We start from the raw sequence: 15958 nt of genomic DNA, 5'->3' as shown, positions 1-15958 counted from the left end.
CAAAAAGGGAGGGGAAGCTTAATGAAAAAAGTTGTGATGTTTCTACTTGCAATGATTTTGAGCGTAGCTTTGTTTGGTCACGGTCAAATGGCGGCACTGGCAGCATCACAGTATCCCACGAAACCCATCACCTTATTGGTACCTATGTCAGCAGGTGGTGGCAGTGATGTTATGGCCCGTGCTATTGCCAATGTGATGCAAAAGGAACAAATCCTGCCGCAGCCTTTAGTGGTAGAAAACAGGCCCGGTGGCAGCGGCGCTATAGGGTATACATATGTAGCGAAGAGAGTGGGTGATCCATATATCATTGCTACAGTAAGTTCAAGTTTCTGGACTACGCCGTTGGCGGGCAATTCGCCGGTGAGCTACAAAGACTTCACAGCGATTTCAGCCTTGGCTATGGATCCTTTTTTATTAATGGTGAAATGGGATGCGCCTTACAAAACCTTGGACGATATGCTTGAGGAGGCAAAGGGCAAACCCGAGGGCTTGATGATAAGTGGTGCGAGTGGTTTTTCTGACGACCGAGTGTGCACCTCCCTATTAGAGAAAGATGCAGGTGTGAAGTTTAGCTATGTGCCTTTTGAAGGTGGTGGCGATGCTATGGTAGCCTTGCTGGGCGGTCATGTGCAACTTTGCTGGGCTAACCCGGGTGAAGCCTTGAACCAGCTTGAAGCCAGGAAAGCCAGAGCATTGGCGGTTTCGAGCGACAAGCGGTTGGCTCTGCTTTCAGAGGTTCCCACCTTTGAAGAACTGGGATATGAGAGCGTAGTTTTTTTCCAATTCCGTGGCATTGTGGCACCAAAAGATATTCCAGAAGATGCTTTGAGCGTATTAGAGGCAGCCTTTAAAAAGTTGAGCGAAAGTCCAACCTGGCAGAAAGAATACATTGAACCCAACATGGTGACGGCACGCTATCTACCAGCTAAAGAATTCAGCGATGCCATTGTGAAGCAAAACGAACTTTATTCGAGCATCTTCAAAGAGGTCGGCTTGCTTAAATAAGGTGGAGTAGCAAAACTTCGGGGGAGAGTGATGGCGATCGCATGTTGCTCCTCATCCCTATAGTGAAGAAAGGTCACAAAACAGTGCGACAAGCAGCTGAAGAGCTGACCTATCTCTGCGCTTGTGGAATTGTAGCTATCGATCGAGCTGAAAAAATTATTAAGCACTATGTATCTGAGGAAAATTAAACGGGATACCCGATTGTTAAAAGGACGGAGGGCAAAAATAATGCATGATTTTACTCTGCAACACTACGCACGCATACCAGTAGAACTAAACAAAGAAAGCGTTAAGGAGGTCGCTATCATCACCGATACCGGCGTCGAGCCGGAGGTAGCTGAAGCCTTAGCGGCTGCAGCCTATGAACTGGGACTGGAACCGACGATCACGATGATGGTACGTCGACCAGTTCACGGCTTAGAACCTACTCAGGTGGTAAGCCTAGGGATCCTTGGCGCTGAGTTAATGCTCTTTGCCACTTCGACGGGGTTTGCCCATACCGATGCTGTCCGCACAGCGCTAAAAAGGGGCTGCAAGTACATTGGCATGCCAGAGATTTCTGTGGCTACACTCAGAGGCGGTGCCGCCACGGCCGATTATGCTGAGGTTGGACGCATCACAAAGGCGGTGTCGGATCTCCTTACTGCCGGTTCAGAGGTCCATATTACCAGTGAGCTTGGAACAAACGTCACCTTCTCAATAGCTGGTCGGCCCTGCTTTGAGCTTTCTGGGGTTTTTCGTCCTGGCACCATTGCTTGTTTTCCCGATGGCGAGGCAGCTATGGCCCCGGTGGAGGGGACGGCCATAGGAACTGTCGTGGTGGACTCTTCACTGCACCAGATCGGCATGCTTCATGAGCCAGTGATTTGGCGCTTTGAACATGGACGGGTAGTGGCGATCGAGGGTAGTGAAGCTGCGCGCCGATTGCAGGCTATTCTTAAAGCTCGGGGTGATTCTAACTCTTGGAACTTAGGCGAGTTCGCTGTGGGTACCAATCCCGCTGCCCGCCACGGTACCACCGTCTCCGAGGATAAAAAGCGTTTAGGCAGCATTCACCTTGCCTTGGGCGATAATCTTACCCTGGGAGGTCAAAATAAAAGCCTTACCCATTTAGACGGAGTGCTCTCTACTCCCAGTCTGTGGGTGGATGGTAAGCTTGTTATAGAACGAGGTAGGCTATCTCTGTAGGAAAAAATCGAGCATAAGGGAACAGGAAATAACTGTCCCCTTATGCTCCTACTGGATATGTCGCTATTTTATTATTATGTGCGGCTTATGCTTCCCCTTCGGGAGCTTCGAATCGCAGGAATGACTACCGCGGCGACGGCAATGACGATCAATATGAGAGATATAGGACGGGTAAAAAAGATAGAGATGTCACCTCGGGACATAATCATCGATTGTCTAAAAGAGTTTTCAAGCATGTGCCCTAAAACGAGGGCAAGCACAAGCGGTGCTGGAGGATATTCGAGCCTTTTCATAATATAGCCTATTGCACCGAAGGCCACCGTGATGCCCACTTCAAAAAGGCCCACATTCAAACTGAAAGACCCCGCCAGGATCAGGGCGAAGACAGAAGCCACCAATAGGTGAACTGGAATGTCGAGCACTCTTACGAAAGCGGCTATGAATAAGAGCATTAGCGCTACGAGCATAACGTTGCCCACGTACATTGACGCTATAAGCCCCCAGACAAACTCAGGTGCTCGTTGAAATATCAGTGGGCCTGGGCGCAAGTTAAACATCATTAACGCTCCCAGAAGTACGGCTGTAGTGGCCGAGCCCGGTACCCCCAGGGCGAGAAGTGGGACAAAGGCTCCTACAGAAGCGGCGTTGTTCGCGGATTCAGGAGCAGCCACTCCTTCGATAGCCCCTTTGCCGAAGAGCTGCGGTCTCTTAGATCTGCGCTTTGCCGTGGAGTAAGAAATGAAAGAGGCTATTGTGCCTCCTGCCCCTGGAAGCATGCCTATAAAAAAGCCCAGAAACGTGCCGCGCAAAATGTGAGGCCAAGAATGGCCCCAGTCTTCCTTGTTCGGTAGCATATTTTTAAAAGAAAGCTTAACTTCTGTCCGCTTTAGTTGCCCGCCTTCGCCCGCAGCCAGGTTGATGAGCTCGGCAATACCAAAAAGGCCCAGCGCTACCGTGATAAACTCTATCCCGCTGAACAGTTCGGGCCTTCCAAAACAGAACCTCGGCTTACCAGTTACCAGGTCTACGCCTACTGTGGAAAGTGCTAACCCTACAAGCATGGATGTCATGCCCTTGAAGGGGGATTTGCCGGTGAGCCCTGATACAGTAGAAAGACCCATGACCATCAGTGCGAAGTATTCCGGGGGGCCGAACCAAAGGACTGCCTCGGCCAGTTTGGGCGCCAAAAACGTGAAGATAATTATCGATATTGTACCGCCGATGAACGATGCCAAGGATGCCATCCCAAGCGCGGCTCCAGCACGCCCTTGTTGGGCCAAAGGGTTACCATCTACACACGTCATCACTGCTGCTGAGTCGCCTGGAGTATTAATGAGTATCGAGGATATGGCTCCGCCAAACATGGCTCCGTAGTAAATGCCGGCGAGCATGATGATGGCCGTAGTGGGATCTCTGCCAAAGGTGAGAGGAAGCAGCACGGCTACGCCGGTGGATGGGCCAAGGCCCGGCAAGGCACCTATTGTGACGCCTCCGATTACGCCTATCAGGCAAGCCAAGAGATTTTGTCCTTGCAGAGCTACAGCAAAACCGTCAATTAGCAGCTCGAGCGTCTCCATAATATTAACCCCCTAAAAGCCAAAAGGCCCTTTTGGGAAAGACACCATAAGGAGCCTTTGAAAGAGCAAGTAAAAACATATTCCTACAGTGGGAACGGTGAGGACAGCTTGTTTTAATGAGCCTCCCAGGAACCATACCAAAGCTCCAGCTACAAGGGATAAGCTCGTCAAGAGCCCTAAGAACAGCGCAAGGACAATGGTGATGATGCCTGCTATGGTCAATATGGCCAACATCTTTAGTGTCTGCCGTGTGAATATAGAACCGCCGGGCAGCCTCTTTGCCTCCCACAGTACTCCCAAGGCGAAGAAGACCAAAAAGACGGCGATCCAAAATGGAGCGTAGCCTGGCCCTGGCAAGCCGTTGAGCTTATATCCCAACTTGTTTATGCTTGTGACCATAATATAAATTGCCAAGAGGAGCAAAACTACAGCCGATATTTGCGTGCCTCGCTTCATTTTTAGCACTCCTCTTTCTCTTTTAGAACTTCAAGGGGAGGCAACAAGCCTTCCCTTGAAGTTCTTGTGGTCCTATAGATAGTGCAATAATTTCAATTTAGTTATGTTTACTTCAGCACGCCTATTTCCTTATACACAACCGTATAGGCATCATTGCGCTCTACTATGGCATTGGCAAAATCTTTGGCATTATAGTAACGAGACATTACCATAAAACGCTCCATATAATCCTTCTGCCATGCTTGGCTATCGTGAAGTTTTTTGAAGGCCGCCTCTAATACCTTTACGGCTTCTTCAGGGACATTTTTAGGCGCTACAATGCCGCGGAGTTGATAGTGGACCACTTGGGGATACCCAGCCTCAGAAAAAGTAGGAACGTCTGGCAATTTTGCAAGACGTTCTTCCACGCTCACCGCTAATGCTACAGCTCTTCCTGCCTCAAGCTGATTCAGCGCTTCTCCTGGGTTAGCCCAGCATAGATCCACATGTCCTCCCAAGAGTGCCGTCATGGCTTCTCCACCACCCTCGAAAGGAACGTAGTTAAACTTGATGCCAGCGGCCTTTTCAAGTAGCCCGGTACAGACTCTGTCGTCAGAAAGGCTTGTGCCGCCCATGGTCAACCCCATAGGTTTTTCTTTGGCTGCTTTTATCACATCCTCTAAAGTTTTATATGGTGATTTTGGGTTTACCATAAGAAGGAATGGGTCGAGACCTAGGCCTGAAATTGGCGTGAAGTCCTTGTAGCTTACCGGAGATTCCGCCGTAAGGGGTGTGGTCCAAAAGCTGGAACTCACGGTCGCGATGATATACGGATCGCCGGCTCTTCTTGCCACATAGGCATACCCTACTGCACCGCTGCCGCCGGGCCTGTTTTCTACGACCAGCGGCTGTGGCAACAACTTTTCATCCTGGAAGACCTTGGCGATGGCACGGGCCATGACGTCGCTTCCGCCACCTGCAGAGAATGGCACCACAAGGGTGATCGGCTTCTCTGGGTACGCAGCCCATGCTGGTCCAAAACTACAAAGCCCCAAGATCAACCCTAATACCGCCAACAAGGTGACTAACTTTTTCATTTTTTACATACCTCCTTCATGTCTTTATATTTGTATTTACAAAATGTAAGTGTCCCTACATATCTCTTGCTATCCATCGAGAAAGGATATCTTGAGCTCTATCTACGTTTACAATACCACACGTACAAGGCCTTGCCAGTTCTTCGGCTGCCTGTCGTATGCTCTTTTTCCCCTTGCGCACCAGCTCGGCTTCCTTTTTAACGAGGGCTTTTGAAAGAAGGCCGTGGCCGCACATGGTTACGATTTCCATTACGGTTTCATCGGGCAGTTTTTCGGTTCGCCCCCACACGCCCAGGGAGAGATTTATGGAGTGCGGTTTGCAATTGATTTCTTTACTCATGTTTAAGACTTCGTCGATAAGGCCGCTCACCGTCACTGATATGCCGAAGTCTCCATCTTTCACCTTTTTGAGAACTTGAAGGACTTTGTTTTTGTCGCTGAAGCAACATCTCACGCGGGGGACTTTTGACATGCTCAGGTTCTTTTTTACGTCCTCTATGGTTATGCCGTCGTAGATATTCTTCTTGACGTCGTAAGAACCTATATTGGTTGGACCGGCTTCGGCTATGATATCTATGATCTTTTCCAGTTTTTCGTGAGAGCCTTCGTGATTGATGCCCGCAGCTGGCGTAAACAACAGCACGTAGTCGCGTTTTAAGGACTCTGCATCCCCACGCCTGTGCAATGAATGAGTCATATTTTCACTCCTCCCGCAGAGGGCGTCCAAGGCCCAGGTTTATTTTAGCATTTGGACGATAGCATATCCCAAGCTCTTCCAATATCGGTAGCGTTGGGATGTTTCCATCTTCGTCGAACCTCGACACTAGATCGAGGGAAAACACAGTGTCTACCTCACTGGCAAGCTCGCGGATTGCCTGGAGGACTTCTTTTAATCTCTCAAAAGGGATCTCAAATTCCACTATGCAGGAAATGACTTGCTCATTTTTAACCCAGCTTTTGAGCGTACCCTTTTGTGGGTCGTCTATCAAATAAAAAAGGGGGTTATTGTGTTCTAACTGAATACCCATCTGGGCAAGGCGCATGGTAACTTTTTCAACCTCAGTCATTTTGGTCCCCAAAACAGGGCGTCCCATTTCTATCCCTATGCCTACCTGACCTCGCTTTACGCGCCCAGTTACATCGTTGGTTTTGACTTCTTCTGTGCCTCGCCCTGGGATCATCGTCTCCTTGTGTGTCGTTGTTGGGTCAGAGAAGAATTTCCGCACGGATCTCGGTTCCTTATAGACATCCTCAGGCTCTTGGAGCGCACCGGTTGGGCAACCTGCCGCGCGGAGGCATGTTCCGCACTCAGCGCAGAGCCCCTGGTCTATGTGTACTCCTTCGGGTCCGTTTATAATGGCATCCACGGGACAGTAGGGAAGACATTTAAGACAGCGCACGCAAAGCTCCTGGTCTATCCTCATGTGCCCACCTCCTTGAAATGATTATATTTTATTGCTTGTTATTGCTATTCTTGTATTCAGTATTTTACACCTGGTATCGAGCATGTCAATGGTCTAAATTAGTTGCAAATCGTTTGCATCTGGTGTAAAGTAGATCCATGGATCTGTGTGATGCTCTCGAGGCTTTAAAAGCCAAGGGGCTTGCCGTGACGGAGCAGCGCCTGGCGATACTACAAAAGATATTCGATACGGATTGTCATTTTACTGCAAAAGAACTACATCGAGCCCTCCCGGCTGAGAAGCGTGTGGACTTGGCCACAGTTTATCGTACTGTGAGGCTCTTTGAAAGAGAGGGGTTAGTGAGGTGTGTGGGGGAAATAGAAAATTGCCGTTATTATGCTAAAGCATGTGCCCACAACCCCCCTCATGCGCATTTCAGGTGCGAGAAATGCGGACATCTGTTTTGCCTGCGGCCGTTCAATTTCGATGATTCCAAGGAGCTCGCCTCGTTGGTAGGAAAAGGCTTTGAGGTCCGCCGGGCAACATTAGTGTTCGAAGGGTTGTGCGCTAAGTGCAGGAAAGGGAAGTTAATCGACTATGAAAAGGGAGGAGAGCAACGTTGAGACGGTTTGTTTCTGCGGTCTTCTTTTTGTTGGCCTTTGTCGTTGCGGAAGGCACGATAGGCATCCGCTCAGCTTCAAGCGAAGAGGCGCTTTTGGCCTTTGTGTCGGTGCCGCCGATGGCGTATTTCGTCGAGCGCATAGGCGGCAGCGGAATCAAAGCAGAGGCTTTGATCAGACCTGGTGATGATCCCCATACGTTTGAACCCAAGCCCAAACAAATGGCAGCGCTCTCCAGCGCCCGCGCATATTTTGCTACCGGCTTTCCCTTTGAAGCGAACCTTTTGCCAAGGATAAAGGCTACAAATCCAAAATTAGTGGTGGTAGACGCTGCCTACGGCATCCCCTTCCTTGAAGATGGTGACCACGAAGGAGATCGTTCAGATCCGCATATCTGGACATCACCACTCGCAGCCTTGAGGATCGCCGATAATGTCTACCGCGGCCTTGCATCTATCGACCATGATGGAATAGATGTTTATAGGGAACGCTACAGGACTTTTTTAAAGGAGATAACCGACCTGGATGCAGAGCTGTGGGAAACCTTAAAGGGCGTGCGCGGTAAAAAGTTCATAGTCTTCCATCCCGCGTGGGGATATTTTGCCAATGACTATGGGTTAATCCAAGTTTCCATAGAAGCGGAGGGGAAGGAGCCTAAGGGGGCTGACTTGGCTCGCTTGATCGAGATGGCGAGGCTCGAAGGGACGAAGGCGATCTTCGTCTCCCCTCAGCATTCGAAGGCCGGCGCTAAGGTTATCGCCGATGCGATCGGAGCGAATTTGATCGATATCGATCCACTCGCCGAGGATTGGACCGAAAACCTTAAAGCCGTGTCTAAAATCCTCGCGGAGGCTATGTAAATGACTTCAGATACGCCTGACATTATCTTTGAAGACGTGTGGTTTTCATATAATCATTCTCCAGCAGTGCGAGGGGCGTCATTTGCTGTGCCTCATGGGGAATTTCTGGCCATTATCGGTCCCAACGGAGGGGGGAAGACGACGCTCCTGAAGCTCGCCTTGGGGCTCTACAGGCCTCAGCGTGGTAAGGTTCGTGTGTTTGGCGTTGAGCCAAGGCGCGCATCGCATCTGTTGGGATATGTACCACAGAATTCGAGTTTCAGCCTCGATTTTCCTGTCACGGCGTTAGATGTAGTCCTCATGGGCAGGCTGCGGAGTTCGAAGGGTTTTTATGAGAGGGAGGATAAAATCAAGGCACAAGAGGCGCTCGAAGAGATGGGCATGGGGGGATACGAGTTTGTCAGGATGGGCGAACTCTCCCAGGGACAGCGCCAGCGCGTCCTCATAGCGAGAGCCTTGGCTTCGGAGCCCAAGATGTTGCTTTTGGACGAACCCACCGCCAGCGTGGATGTGGAAGCGCAGGGCATCCTCTATGACAAGCTGCGAGAGCTGAACAGGATGATTACAGTTGTGGCGGTAAGCCACGATGTATCGGTCGTTTCAAGCTATGCCACGGCTGTAGCATGTGTGAACGGAGCTGTGTATTACCACAGCTCAAATGAGATAACGCCTGAGATGCTGAAACTTGCCTACGGGTCTTGCCCAGTCGAGATTATAGCGCACGGCCTTCCCCACCGCGTCTTGGCCCGTCACGAGGATAAGGATAATGTTTGAAGCGCTTCAATACGATTTCATGCGCAACGCCTTAATCGCTGCGTGTCTGGCCAGCGTCATCTGCGGTATAGTCGGCACGATGGTGGTTACCAAGCGCTTGGTGTCCATGGCTGGAGGCGTTGCACATGCAGCCTATGGCGGAATTGGCATGGCGCTCTTTTTCGGCTTTTCGCCGCAACTTGGGGCGATGGCTTTCGCCTTGCTCTCCTCCATCTTTATGGCATGGGTGACGCTAAAGGGGAAGTCCAGAGCAGATGCGATTATAGGCATAATTTGGGCTGTGGGTATGGCCATAGGGGTGCTCTTCGCCGATCTCACTCCAGGATACATGGCGGATTTGATGAGTTATCTCTTCGGCAGCATACTCATGGTCACGAATACGGACATGATCCTCATGTCTGCCATGGCAGTTCTTTTATGTGCGCTCGTTCCATTGTTTTATGGCCAACTTTTGGCCTACTCGTACGATGAGGAATTTGCCCGCGTGAGGGGCGTGCCGGTGGCGCATCTGCACTTTGCCCTGATAATATTCACGTCGCTTTCGATTGTCCTCGTCATCAGGATGATAGGGCTGATCTTGGTGATAGCGCTGATTTCTATTCCACCGTATATGGCCGAGAAGTATTGCCGTTCTCTGGCTGGCATGATGGTCCTTTCTTCTCTTCTAAGCCTCGTTTTCTCTCTCTCGGGTCTCTTTTTGGCCTATCGCTTTAACCTCACATCAGGTGCAACCATAATCATCGTCGCGGCTGCAGCTTATCTCGCCTCCGAGCTTTGGCTTCGATACCGCACGGCAGTCCGAGCTTGATAACTATGATTTTGTTCAAGGGTGCCCGCGATAGATTAGTTAGTGTGGACGAACCGAGCATATGGGCATGGGTTCTGTTCTCGAGGTCGTAGTTCAAGGGAAAGCGTTGTCGCCGACAACGCCGATCATCCGCTGTAGATTTTTAGCTTAACCTCATAATATCTTACAGTGATTTTATATTTTGGTGGTGTGTCCTGCCTCATAAATAGCGTTTATAATATGAAGCAATGATTCATAAATTTCATATTAAGGGAGATGATGGCGATGCGTGCGGTGCGGAAGTGGTTGCGAGCCTGGGGTATAGGCGTGCTTCTTGTGGCAGTAGCTTTCTTCCCTCCTTTGGCCTCCGCTGCAACTCAGGTTGATTTTGAAGCTGCGAAGGGGGAGGCAGTCGCCTTCCTTGATGGTCACGCAGAAGAACTCGCCTCCGTAGCCGATGGGATCTGGAGCTACGCCGAGCTTGGTTTCCAAGAGTTCAAGTCTTCCGATGTTTTAAAAAGACTCCTCGAGAAATATGGGTTTAAGGTGGAAATGGGCGTGGCAGGAATGCCGACGGCCATGGTGGCGACGTGGGGATCTGGAGAGCCTGTGATTGGCTTCACTGGAGAGTACGACGCTTTGCCGGGATTATCCCAGAAGGCTGTGTCATATAAGGAACCCGTTGTGGAAGGAGCTCCTGGCCACGGATGCGGCCATAACCTCCTCGGTACGACTGGGGCGGCCTCAGCCATAGCCTTAAAGCATGTGATGGAAAAGCATGGCATCTCCGGCACGGTTAAGTTCTTCGGTTGTCCTGCCGAGGAGTCTGGCAGCGCCAAGATCTTTATGGTTCGAGAGGGGGTCTTTAACGGGACCGACGTGGTGTTGGACAATCATCCCGCCAATAAATTCGAAGCCGAGAGCGGTGCCCACACCAGTGCCCTGATGCTTTTGAGGATTACCTTCACCGGAAAGAGTGCTCATGCTGGTTCAGCGCCATGGGACGGCGTTAGTGCTCTGGATGCGGCTAACATAATGGGTGTGGCCGTAGAATATCTGAGGGAGCACCTATATTTCACTAACAGGATCCATTACATTATCCAAGAGGGCGGCTCTTGGCCGAACATCGTCCCTGATAAAGTGGTGGTAATGGCTTATGTGCGAGATACCGACGATAGGCTTCCAGAAACGTACAAGAAGTTCGAAAACTGCGTCAAGGCTGGTGCTCTTGCATCCGGCTGCTCATACGATGTGCAGGTTATAAAGGCTTACCACCAAAAACACTCGAATGACGCATTAGCTAAGCTGATATACAAAAACATGGAAAAAATAGGCCTGCCCAAGTGGGCCGAGGAAGAGCAATCCTTCGCCAAGGAAGTGCAGAAGAACATGGGCAAGGATCAGACCGGGCTGCCCGACAAGCTCGTCTTCACGCCGCCTCCTGCGGTATTTACCGGCGGGGGCTCTACAGACGTGGGGGAGATAAGTCTTGTCGCTCCCGTAGCTACCCTGAACACTCCGTGTTGGCCGAAGGGAATACCGGGCCATTCATGGGGCGTCGTGGCCGTAGGTTCCACGAGCATAGGACATAAAGGAATGCTCATCGGTGCCAAAGTGCTCTCATCCACTGCTATTGATCTGATCGCTGACCCAGGGCAACTTAAGAAGGTGAAAGAGGAGTTCGGAGAGCTCTCCGAGCGGATCCCCTATCAGCCGTATGTCCCTAAGGAAGTGGGGCCCGAGTTGGATATGTTCGATAGCGAGATGACCAAGTGGCGGCCGTTGATGGAGCCGCACTACGTAGAACCTAAATTGTAGCGCTTCAAGAGCTGCCGCGCTGTCCTGCGCGGCAGCTCTTGACAACATATGGGAAGCTGGTAAGATAACATTGCCGTGTGCGGGGGGGTAGCCAAGCGGTCAAAGGCTGCAGACTGTAAATCTGCCGGCGTATGCCTTCGCAGGTTCGAACCCTGCCCCCCCCACCATGTGTTTTTGCCGACTTAGCTCAGCAGGCAGAGCACTTCCATGGTAAGGAAGGGGTCGCCGGTTCGATTCCGGCAGTCGGCTCCATTTTTAAAGGTAAAGGTCCAGGGTTTCTTAAGAGCTCTGGGTCTTTTTTGTGTTAGGTTTATGCTATAATCATTTGCGTTTGCAATTCGCATTATAAGGGTTTTACAGGGCCGGATGCAGCGAGTAACGCTTAGAAGCTGTAGGCATTGCCTTCGAAAGACAAGGGGGGTTGTTTGTAGACATGGCCAAAGAGAAATTTACGAGGAGCAAGCCACACTTGAACATAGGCACCATCGGTCACATAGACCATGGCAAGACCACGCTCACTGCTGCCATCACAAAGACGTTGAGCCGCAAGGGGTTCGCTAACTTCGTGCCCTTCGAGCAGATCGACAAGGCCCCCGAGGAGAGGGAGCGCGGGATAACGATAAACATATCTCACGTGGAATACGAGACGGAGCACCGCCACTATGCCCACATAGACTGCCCCGGACACGCAGACTACATAAAGAACATGATCACCGGCGCAGCCCAGATGGACGGCGCTATCTTGGTGGTATCCGCAGCCGACGGTCCCATGCCCCAGACGAGGGAGCACGTATTGTTGGCACGTCAGGTCAACGTCCCCGCCATAGTCGTCTTCATGAACAAGGTGGACATGGTAGATGACCCGGAGCTCTTGGACTTGGTCGAGATGGAAGTCAGGGACCTCTTGAATAAGTACGGCTTCCCCGGAGACGAGATCCCAGTAGTAAGGGGTTCTGCGCTTAAAGCCCTCCAGGCAGACGAGGACAACGAGGACACGAAGCCCATATGGGACTTGCTCGATGCCTGCGACTCTTACATACCTGAACCCGTAAGGGATGTAGATAAACCCTTCCTCATGCCCGTAGAGGACGTATTCACCATCACAGGGCGCGGCACAGTCGTAACGGGCAGGGTAGAGAGAGGAAGGATAAAGCCCGGAGAAGAAGTGGAAATAATAGGAATGAGGGAGGATAAGATAAAGACCGTCGCCACATCCCTCGAGATGTTCAGGAAGATCTTGGACGAAGCCATAGCCGGAGACAACATAGGCATACTACTGCGCGGCGTGGACAAAGACGAGGTAGAGCGAGGCATGGTCGTGGCAAAGCCAGGTTCCATAACCCCGCATAAACACTTCTACGCCGAGGTGTACGTTTTGAAGAAAGAAGAAGGCGGCCGACACACACCGTTCTTCACAGGGTACAAGCCCCAGTTCTACTTCAGGACCACCGACGTCACCGGCGACATAAAGCTGCCCGATGGCGTAGAGATGGTCATGCCCGGAGACAACGCCACCTTCGAGGTAAAGCTCATCGTTCCCATAGCCCTCGAAGAAGGCTTAAGGTTTGCAGTCAGAGAAGGCGGTCACACCGTAGGTGCTGGTGTGGTAACGAAGATATTGGATTAGCGGAGTGACGTAGATGGCCAAAACGATCCGCATTAAACTCAAAGCCTTTGATCACCGAGTGCTGGATAGTTCAGCCCTGCAAATTGCAGAGACCGCCATTAGGAGCGGTGCGCGCGTGTCTGGTCCTATTCCGCTTCCGACTGAGATAAACAGATTCACTGTGCTCAAGTCGCCGCACAAGGACAAGAACGCGCGGGAGCAGTTCGAGATGCGCATCCATAAGCGTCTTATCGACATCGTGGATCCCACTCAGAAGACGATGGAAGCGCTGATGCAGTTGAATCTTCCCTCTGGGGTGGATATCCAGATAAAGCTTTAGAGGGTTTGAGGTCGAAAGGAGTTGGCGTTTATGAAAGGCATCTTGGGTCGCAAGGTTGGAATGACCCAGATCTTCGATTCGGAAGGTAAAGTGATCCCGGTAACGTTGGTTGAGGCCGGGCCATGCGTAGTTGCGGCTCTGCGCACACCAGAAAAGGATGGCTATTCTGCCGTTGTCTTGGGCTATGGAGACGTGAAGCCAAACAAGGTCAACCGCCCAATGAGGGCTTCTTTTAAAAAGGCCGGGGTGGAGCCCAAAAGATGGCTCAGAGAGTTCCGGATAAACGAACCGGTTGACGTCCGGGTAGGCAGCGAGGTCACTGTGGGGTCTTTCCAGGAAGGAGAGGTAGTGGACGTAACCGGCGTCAGCAAAGGAAAGGGCTTCGCCGGCGTTATAAAACGCTACGGTTTTGGCGGGGGTCCGGCCAGCCACGGGTCATCTAAGTTTCATCGACAGCCTGGTTCCTCTGGAGCCAACTCATCACCTAGTCACGTTTTTAAGGGCAAGAGGATGCCCGGTCGCATGGGCGGAAGGCGAGTGACCGTGAAAAATATCTCCGTAGCAGCTGTAGATGAGGAGAATAACCTCCTGATCCTTAAGGGCGCTGTTCCAGGGTCGAGGAATGGCCTGCTTTTGATCCACAAGAAGTCATGAGGCGCCAAGAGGGAGGGGCAAAGTCGATGCCTGTTGTAAAGCAAGTTAACTTCAAAGACGATTCAGTCGGTGAATTTGTTCTCGCCGACGCGGTCTTCGGCGCCGTAGTGCACGTTCCGGCCATGCATCAGGTGGTTACAGCTCAACTCGCTAATCTTAGGCAGGGGACGCACTCTGCGAAGTCGCGCGGCGAGGTGCGCGGTGGCGGTCGAAAGCCGTGGCGCCAGAAGCACACTGGCCGTGCCCGCCAAGGGAGCATAAGGTCTCCTATATGGGCTGGGGGAGGCGTGGCTCATGGTCCTAAACCGCGCTCTTATAGGCAAAAAGTCAATAAGAAGGTACGCAGTCTTGCGATGAGGAGCGCCCTGACGGTTAAGGCGCAAGAGGGACATTTGTTGGTCGTGACCGATCTGGAATTGGAGCGCCCAATGACCAAGGTCATGCTCGCCTTTCTGCAGAAGGTGGATGCAGCGGAGAAACCCCTGATCGTCGTGCACCAGAGCATGCCGGCGGTGAACAAATCTGTGTCCAATTTATCTGGCGCCAAAGTTTTGCACGTAGATAGCATAAATGTTTACGACATCTTGGATCATAGCAATCTTCTGCTCACGCCGGAGGCCGCAAGAAGGATTGAGGGGGTGTATGGCAATTGAACTTATTGCCTCACGATATAATTATTAGGCCGATCATCACGGAGAAGAGCAATCGCCAGATGGAGCACAATAAATATACTTTTGAGGTTCATCCAGGTGCCAACAAGGGTGAGATAAAGAAGGCTGTGGAGAAGACATTCAAGGTGAAGGTCGTAAAGGTTCACACCATCAAGGTGAATTCTAAACCCAAGCGTCTTGGTGTGCATGTAGGTCGCTCTCGATCGTGGAAAAAGGCCGTTGTCACGCTGGCTCCAGGGGAGCGCATCGAGTTCTTCGAGGGCGCTAGCATAAGATAAGGGGAGATTTGGCGATGGGGATTAAAAGATACAAGCCGTACACGCCTGGACGCCGTTTTATGGCCACGCCGGACTTTTCTGAGATTACGAAGAAAGCTCCCGAGCGCAGCCTGGTGAAATCGTTGAACTCTGAGGCAGGGCGCAACAATCTCGGTCGAGTAACCATACGCAGACGCGGCGGGGGGCACAAGCGCTTATACAGGATTATTGACTTCAAGCGGGACAAAATCGGTGTGCCTGGGAAGGTGGCGGCCATCGAATACGATCCTAACCGTTCCGCTCGAATAGCTCTCATCCATTACTTAGATGGGGAAAAGCGCTACATCTTGGCCCCGACAGGGCTCGCAGTAGGCGATATGATAATGGCTGGTTCTGGTGCGGACATAAAACCTGGCAACGCGCTTAAGCTGAAGGATATCCCGGTTGGAACTTTTATTCACAACGTTGAGCTGCAACCGGGCCGTGGAGGGGTACTCGTGCGCGCTGCAGGTGTCTCGGCTCAGCTGATGGCCAAAGAGGGTAAATACGCCCTCCTCCGCATGCCGAGCGGCGAACTGCGGAAGGTGTTGCTCGAGTGTATGGCTACAGTGGGCCAGGTAGGAAATGAAACTCACGAGAATGCAGTTCATGGCAAGGCTGGTCGCAAGCGCTGGTTGGGAAGGCGGCCCAGAGTTAGAGCCATGGTAATGAACCCCGTCGATCATCCTATGGGAGGCGGCGAGGGGCGAAGTAAATCCAACAAGCATCCGGTTTCTCCGTGGGGCACCCCTGCCAAGGGGTATAGAACCCGCAAGGATAAAGCTTCGGACAAGATGATCGTGCGCCGTAGATACGAGAAATAGGAG

General features: G+C 51.6%; 18 protein-coding genes and 2 tRNA genes. 15 read left to right on the top strand and 5 right to left on the bottom strand.

All coding sequences use genetic code 11. The features are described from left to right. Positions 1 to 21: 21 nt before the first annotated feature. Together EZM41_RS01180 and EZM41_RS01175 are read left to right on the top strand one after the other, a co-directional pair. The gene (locus tag EZM41_RS01180) at positions 22 to 1005 is read left to right on the top strand and encodes a Bug family tripartite tricarboxylate transporter substrate binding protein (protein WP_198468588.1); all 984 of its coding nucleotides are present in this window, start codon (positions 22 to 24) and stop codon (positions 1003 to 1005) included. 228 nt (positions 1006 to 1233) lie between these two features. After that, complete coding sequence (locus EZM41_RS01175) at positions 1234 to 2193, top strand: aminopeptidase (RefSeq protein WP_198468586.1); 960 nt, start codon at positions 1234 to 1236, stop codon at positions 2191 to 2193. A gap of 74 nt (positions 2194 to 2267) precedes the next feature. Here the strand turns inward: EZM41_RS01175 and EZM41_RS01170 are convergent, their stop codons facing one another. The 5 genes from EZM41_RS01170 to EZM41_RS01150 form a co-directional block, all read right to left on the bottom strand. Further along, a complete protein-coding gene (locus EZM41_RS01170; RefSeq protein ID WP_198468584.1) occupies positions 2268 to 3770 on the bottom strand; it encodes a tripartite tricarboxylate transporter permease in 1503 nt (500 codons plus the stop codon). A gap of 12 nt (positions 3771 to 3782) precedes the next feature. Continuing rightward, a complete protein-coding gene (locus EZM41_RS01165) occupies positions 3783 to 4226 on the bottom strand; it encodes a tripartite tricarboxylate transporter TctB family protein (protein WP_198468582.1) in 444 nt (147 codons plus the stop codon). Between the two features lie 107 nt (positions 4227 to 4333). After that, positions 4334 to 5302: a Bug family tripartite tricarboxylate transporter substrate binding protein gene (locus tag EZM41_RS01160; RefSeq protein WP_198468580.1), complete on the bottom strand. Its 969-nt coding sequence runs from the start codon at positions 5300 to 5302 to the stop codon at positions 4334 to 4336. 55 nt (positions 5303 to 5357) lie between these two features. Next, positions 5358 to 5999, bottom strand: a complete 642-nt coding sequence (locus tag EZM41_RS01155) for a hypothetical protein (protein WP_198468578.1) — start codon at positions 5997 to 5999, stop codon at positions 5358 to 5360. Between the two features lie 4 nt (positions 6000 to 6003). Next, positions 6004 to 6726 carry a DUF362 domain-containing protein gene (locus EZM41_RS01150; RefSeq protein ID WP_198468575.1) on the bottom strand — a complete coding sequence of 241 codons (723 nt, stop codon included), beginning with the start codon at positions 6724 to 6726 and terminating at the stop codon, positions 6004 to 6006. Positions 6727 to 6863: 137 nt separating this feature from the next. Here EZM41_RS01150 and EZM41_RS01145 point away from each other — a divergent pair, with 137 nt between their 5' ends. The 13 genes from EZM41_RS01145 to rplB all read left to right on the top strand — a co-directional run bounded on the left by EZM41_RS01145 (position 6864) and on the right by rplB (position 15955). Beyond that, the gene (locus EZM41_RS01145) at positions 6864 to 7328 is read left to right on the top strand and encodes a Fur family transcriptional regulator (protein ID WP_198468573.1); all 465 of its coding nucleotides are present in this window, start codon (positions 6864 to 6866) and stop codon (positions 7326 to 7328) included. Then, the gene (locus EZM41_RS01140; protein ID WP_232618872.1) at positions 7325 to 8185 is read left to right on the top strand and encodes a metal ABC transporter solute-binding protein, Zn/Mn family; all 861 of its coding nucleotides are present in this window, start codon (positions 7325 to 7327) and stop codon (positions 8183 to 8185) included. Before EZM41_RS01145 ends, EZM41_RS01140 begins: the two co-directional genes overlap by 4 nt. Beyond that, complete coding sequence (locus EZM41_RS01135) at positions 8186 to 8959, top strand: metal ABC transporter ATP-binding protein (protein WP_198468571.1); 774 nt, start codon at positions 8186 to 8188, stop codon at positions 8957 to 8959. It abuts the gene before it with no gap. Further along, on the top strand, positions 8952 to 9767 hold the full coding sequence (locus EZM41_RS01130; RefSeq protein ID WP_198468569.1) for a metal ABC transporter permease: 816 nt from the start codon (positions 8952 to 8954) through the stop codon (positions 9765 to 9767). The genes EZM41_RS01135 and EZM41_RS01130 overlap by 8 nt, the downstream gene beginning before the upstream one ends. A gap of 264 nt (positions 9768 to 10031) precedes the next feature. Then, on the top strand, positions 10032 to 11564 hold the full coding sequence (locus EZM41_RS01125) for an amidohydrolase (RefSeq protein ID WP_198468567.1): 1533 nt from the start codon (positions 10032 to 10034) through the stop codon (positions 11562 to 11564). Positions 11565 to 11645: 81 nt separating this feature from the next. Then, positions 11646 to 11731, top strand: a tRNA-Tyr gene (locus EZM41_RS01120). A 9-nt stretch (positions 11732 to 11740) separates the two neighbouring features. Next, positions 11741 to 11816 (top strand) — tRNA-Thr (locus EZM41_RS01115). Between the two features lie 181 nt (positions 11817 to 11997). Then, positions 11998 to 13191, top strand: a complete 1194-nt coding sequence (gene tuf / locus EZM41_RS01110; RefSeq protein WP_198468565.1) for an elongation factor Tu — start codon at positions 11998 to 12000, stop codon at positions 13189 to 13191. Positions 13192 to 13204: 13 nt separating this feature from the next. Beyond that, positions 13205 to 13510 carry a 30S ribosomal protein S10 gene (gene rpsJ, locus EZM41_RS01105; RefSeq protein WP_198468563.1) on the top strand — a complete coding sequence of 102 codons (306 nt, stop codon included), beginning with the start codon at positions 13205 to 13207 and terminating at the stop codon, positions 13508 to 13510. A gap of 30 nt (positions 13511 to 13540) precedes the next feature. Continuing rightward, on the top strand, positions 13541 to 14164 hold the full coding sequence (rplC, locus tag EZM41_RS01100) for a 50S ribosomal protein L3 (protein WP_198468561.1): 624 nt from the start codon (positions 13541 to 13543) through the stop codon (positions 14162 to 14164). A 26-nt stretch (positions 14165 to 14190) separates the two neighbouring features. Beyond that, positions 14191 to 14817, top strand: coding sequence for a 50S ribosomal protein L4 (gene rplD, locus EZM41_RS01095; protein ID WP_198468559.1), 627 nt, complete (start codon positions 14191 to 14193; stop codon positions 14815 to 14817). Continuing rightward, positions 14814 to 15113, top strand: a complete 300-nt coding sequence (gene rplW, locus EZM41_RS01090) for a 50S ribosomal protein L23 (RefSeq protein ID WP_198468557.1) — start codon at positions 14814 to 14816, stop codon at positions 15111 to 15113. The genes rplD and rplW overlap by 4 nt, the downstream gene beginning before the upstream one ends. A 14-nt stretch (positions 15114 to 15127) precedes the next feature. Next, a complete protein-coding gene (gene rplB / locus EZM41_RS01085) occupies positions 15128 to 15955 on the top strand; it encodes a 50S ribosomal protein L2 (protein ID WP_198468555.1) in 828 nt (275 codons plus the stop codon). Positions 15956 to 15958: the final 3 nt, after the last annotated feature.

Source organism: Acetomicrobium sp. S15 = DSM 107314 (genome assembly GCF_016125955.1).
In the GTDB taxonomy this organism is placed as follows: domain Bacteria; phylum Synergistota; class Synergistia; order Synergistales; family Thermosynergistaceae; genus Thermosynergistes; species Thermosynergistes pyruvativorans.
Note: the sequence above shows the minus strand (reverse complement) of the source record. Positions and strands in the feature narration are given on the sequence as shown.

What these genes read in the sequence shown, in the direction of transcription:
- rplB (WP_198468555.1), top strand. Translation starts at nt 15,128, where the DNA reads ATGGGGATTAAAAGATACAAGCCGTACACGCCTGGACGCCGTTTTATG.
- EZM41_RS01165 (WP_198468582.1), bottom strand. Translation starts at nt 4,226, where the DNA reads ATGAAGCGAGGCACGCAAATATCGGCTGTAGTTTTGCTCCTCTTGGCA.
- EZM41_RS01145 (WP_198468573.1), top strand. Translation starts at nt 6,864, where the DNA reads ATGGATCTGTGTGATGCTCTCGAGGCTTTAAAAGCCAAGGGGCTTGCC.
- EZM41_RS01180 (WP_198468588.1), top strand. Translation starts at nt 22, where the DNA reads ATGAAAAAAGTTGTGATGTTTCTACTTGCAATGATTTTGAGCGTAGCT.
- EZM41_RS01155 (WP_198468578.1), bottom strand. Translation starts at nt 5,999, where the DNA reads ATGACTCATTCATTGCACAGGCGTGGGGATGCAGAGTCCTTAAAACGC.
- EZM41_RS01170 (WP_198468584.1), bottom strand. Translation starts at nt 3,770, where the DNA reads ATGGAGACGCTCGAGCTGCTAATTGACGGTTTTGCTGTAGCTCTGCAA.
- EZM41_RS01135 (WP_198468571.1), top strand. Translation starts at nt 8,186, where the DNA reads ATGACTTCAGATACGCCTGACATTATCTTTGAAGACGTGTGGTTTTCA.
- EZM41_RS01125 (WP_198468567.1), top strand. Translation starts at nt 10,032, where the DNA reads ATGCGTGCGGTGCGGAAGTGGTTGCGAGCCTGGGGTATAGGCGTGCTT.
- EZM41_RS01175 (WP_198468586.1), top strand. Translation starts at nt 1,234, where the DNA reads ATGCATGATTTTACTCTGCAACACTACGCACGCATACCAGTAGAACTA.
- EZM41_RS01150 (WP_198468575.1), bottom strand. Translation starts at nt 6,726, where the DNA reads ATGAGGATAGACCAGGAGCTTTGCGTGCGCTGTCTTAAATGTCTTCCC.
- rplD (WP_198468559.1), top strand. Translation starts at nt 14,191, where the DNA reads ATGCCTGTTGTAAAGCAAGTTAACTTCAAAGACGATTCAGTCGGTGAA.
- rpsJ (WP_198468563.1), top strand. Translation starts at nt 13,205, where the DNA reads ATGGCCAAAACGATCCGCATTAAACTCAAAGCCTTTGATCACCGAGTG.
- EZM41_RS01130 (WP_198468569.1), top strand. Translation starts at nt 8,952, where the DNA reads ATGTTTGAAGCGCTTCAATACGATTTCATGCGCAACGCCTTAATCGCT.
- tuf (WP_198468565.1), top strand. Translation starts at nt 11,998, where the DNA reads ATGGCCAAAGAGAAATTTACGAGGAGCAAGCCACACTTGAACATAGGC.
- rplC (WP_198468561.1), top strand. Translation starts at nt 13,541, where the DNA reads ATGAAAGGCATCTTGGGTCGCAAGGTTGGAATGACCCAGATCTTCGAT.
- EZM41_RS01160 (WP_198468580.1), bottom strand. Translation starts at nt 5,302, where the DNA reads ATGAAAAAGTTAGTCACCTTGTTGGCGGTATTAGGGTTGATCTTGGGG.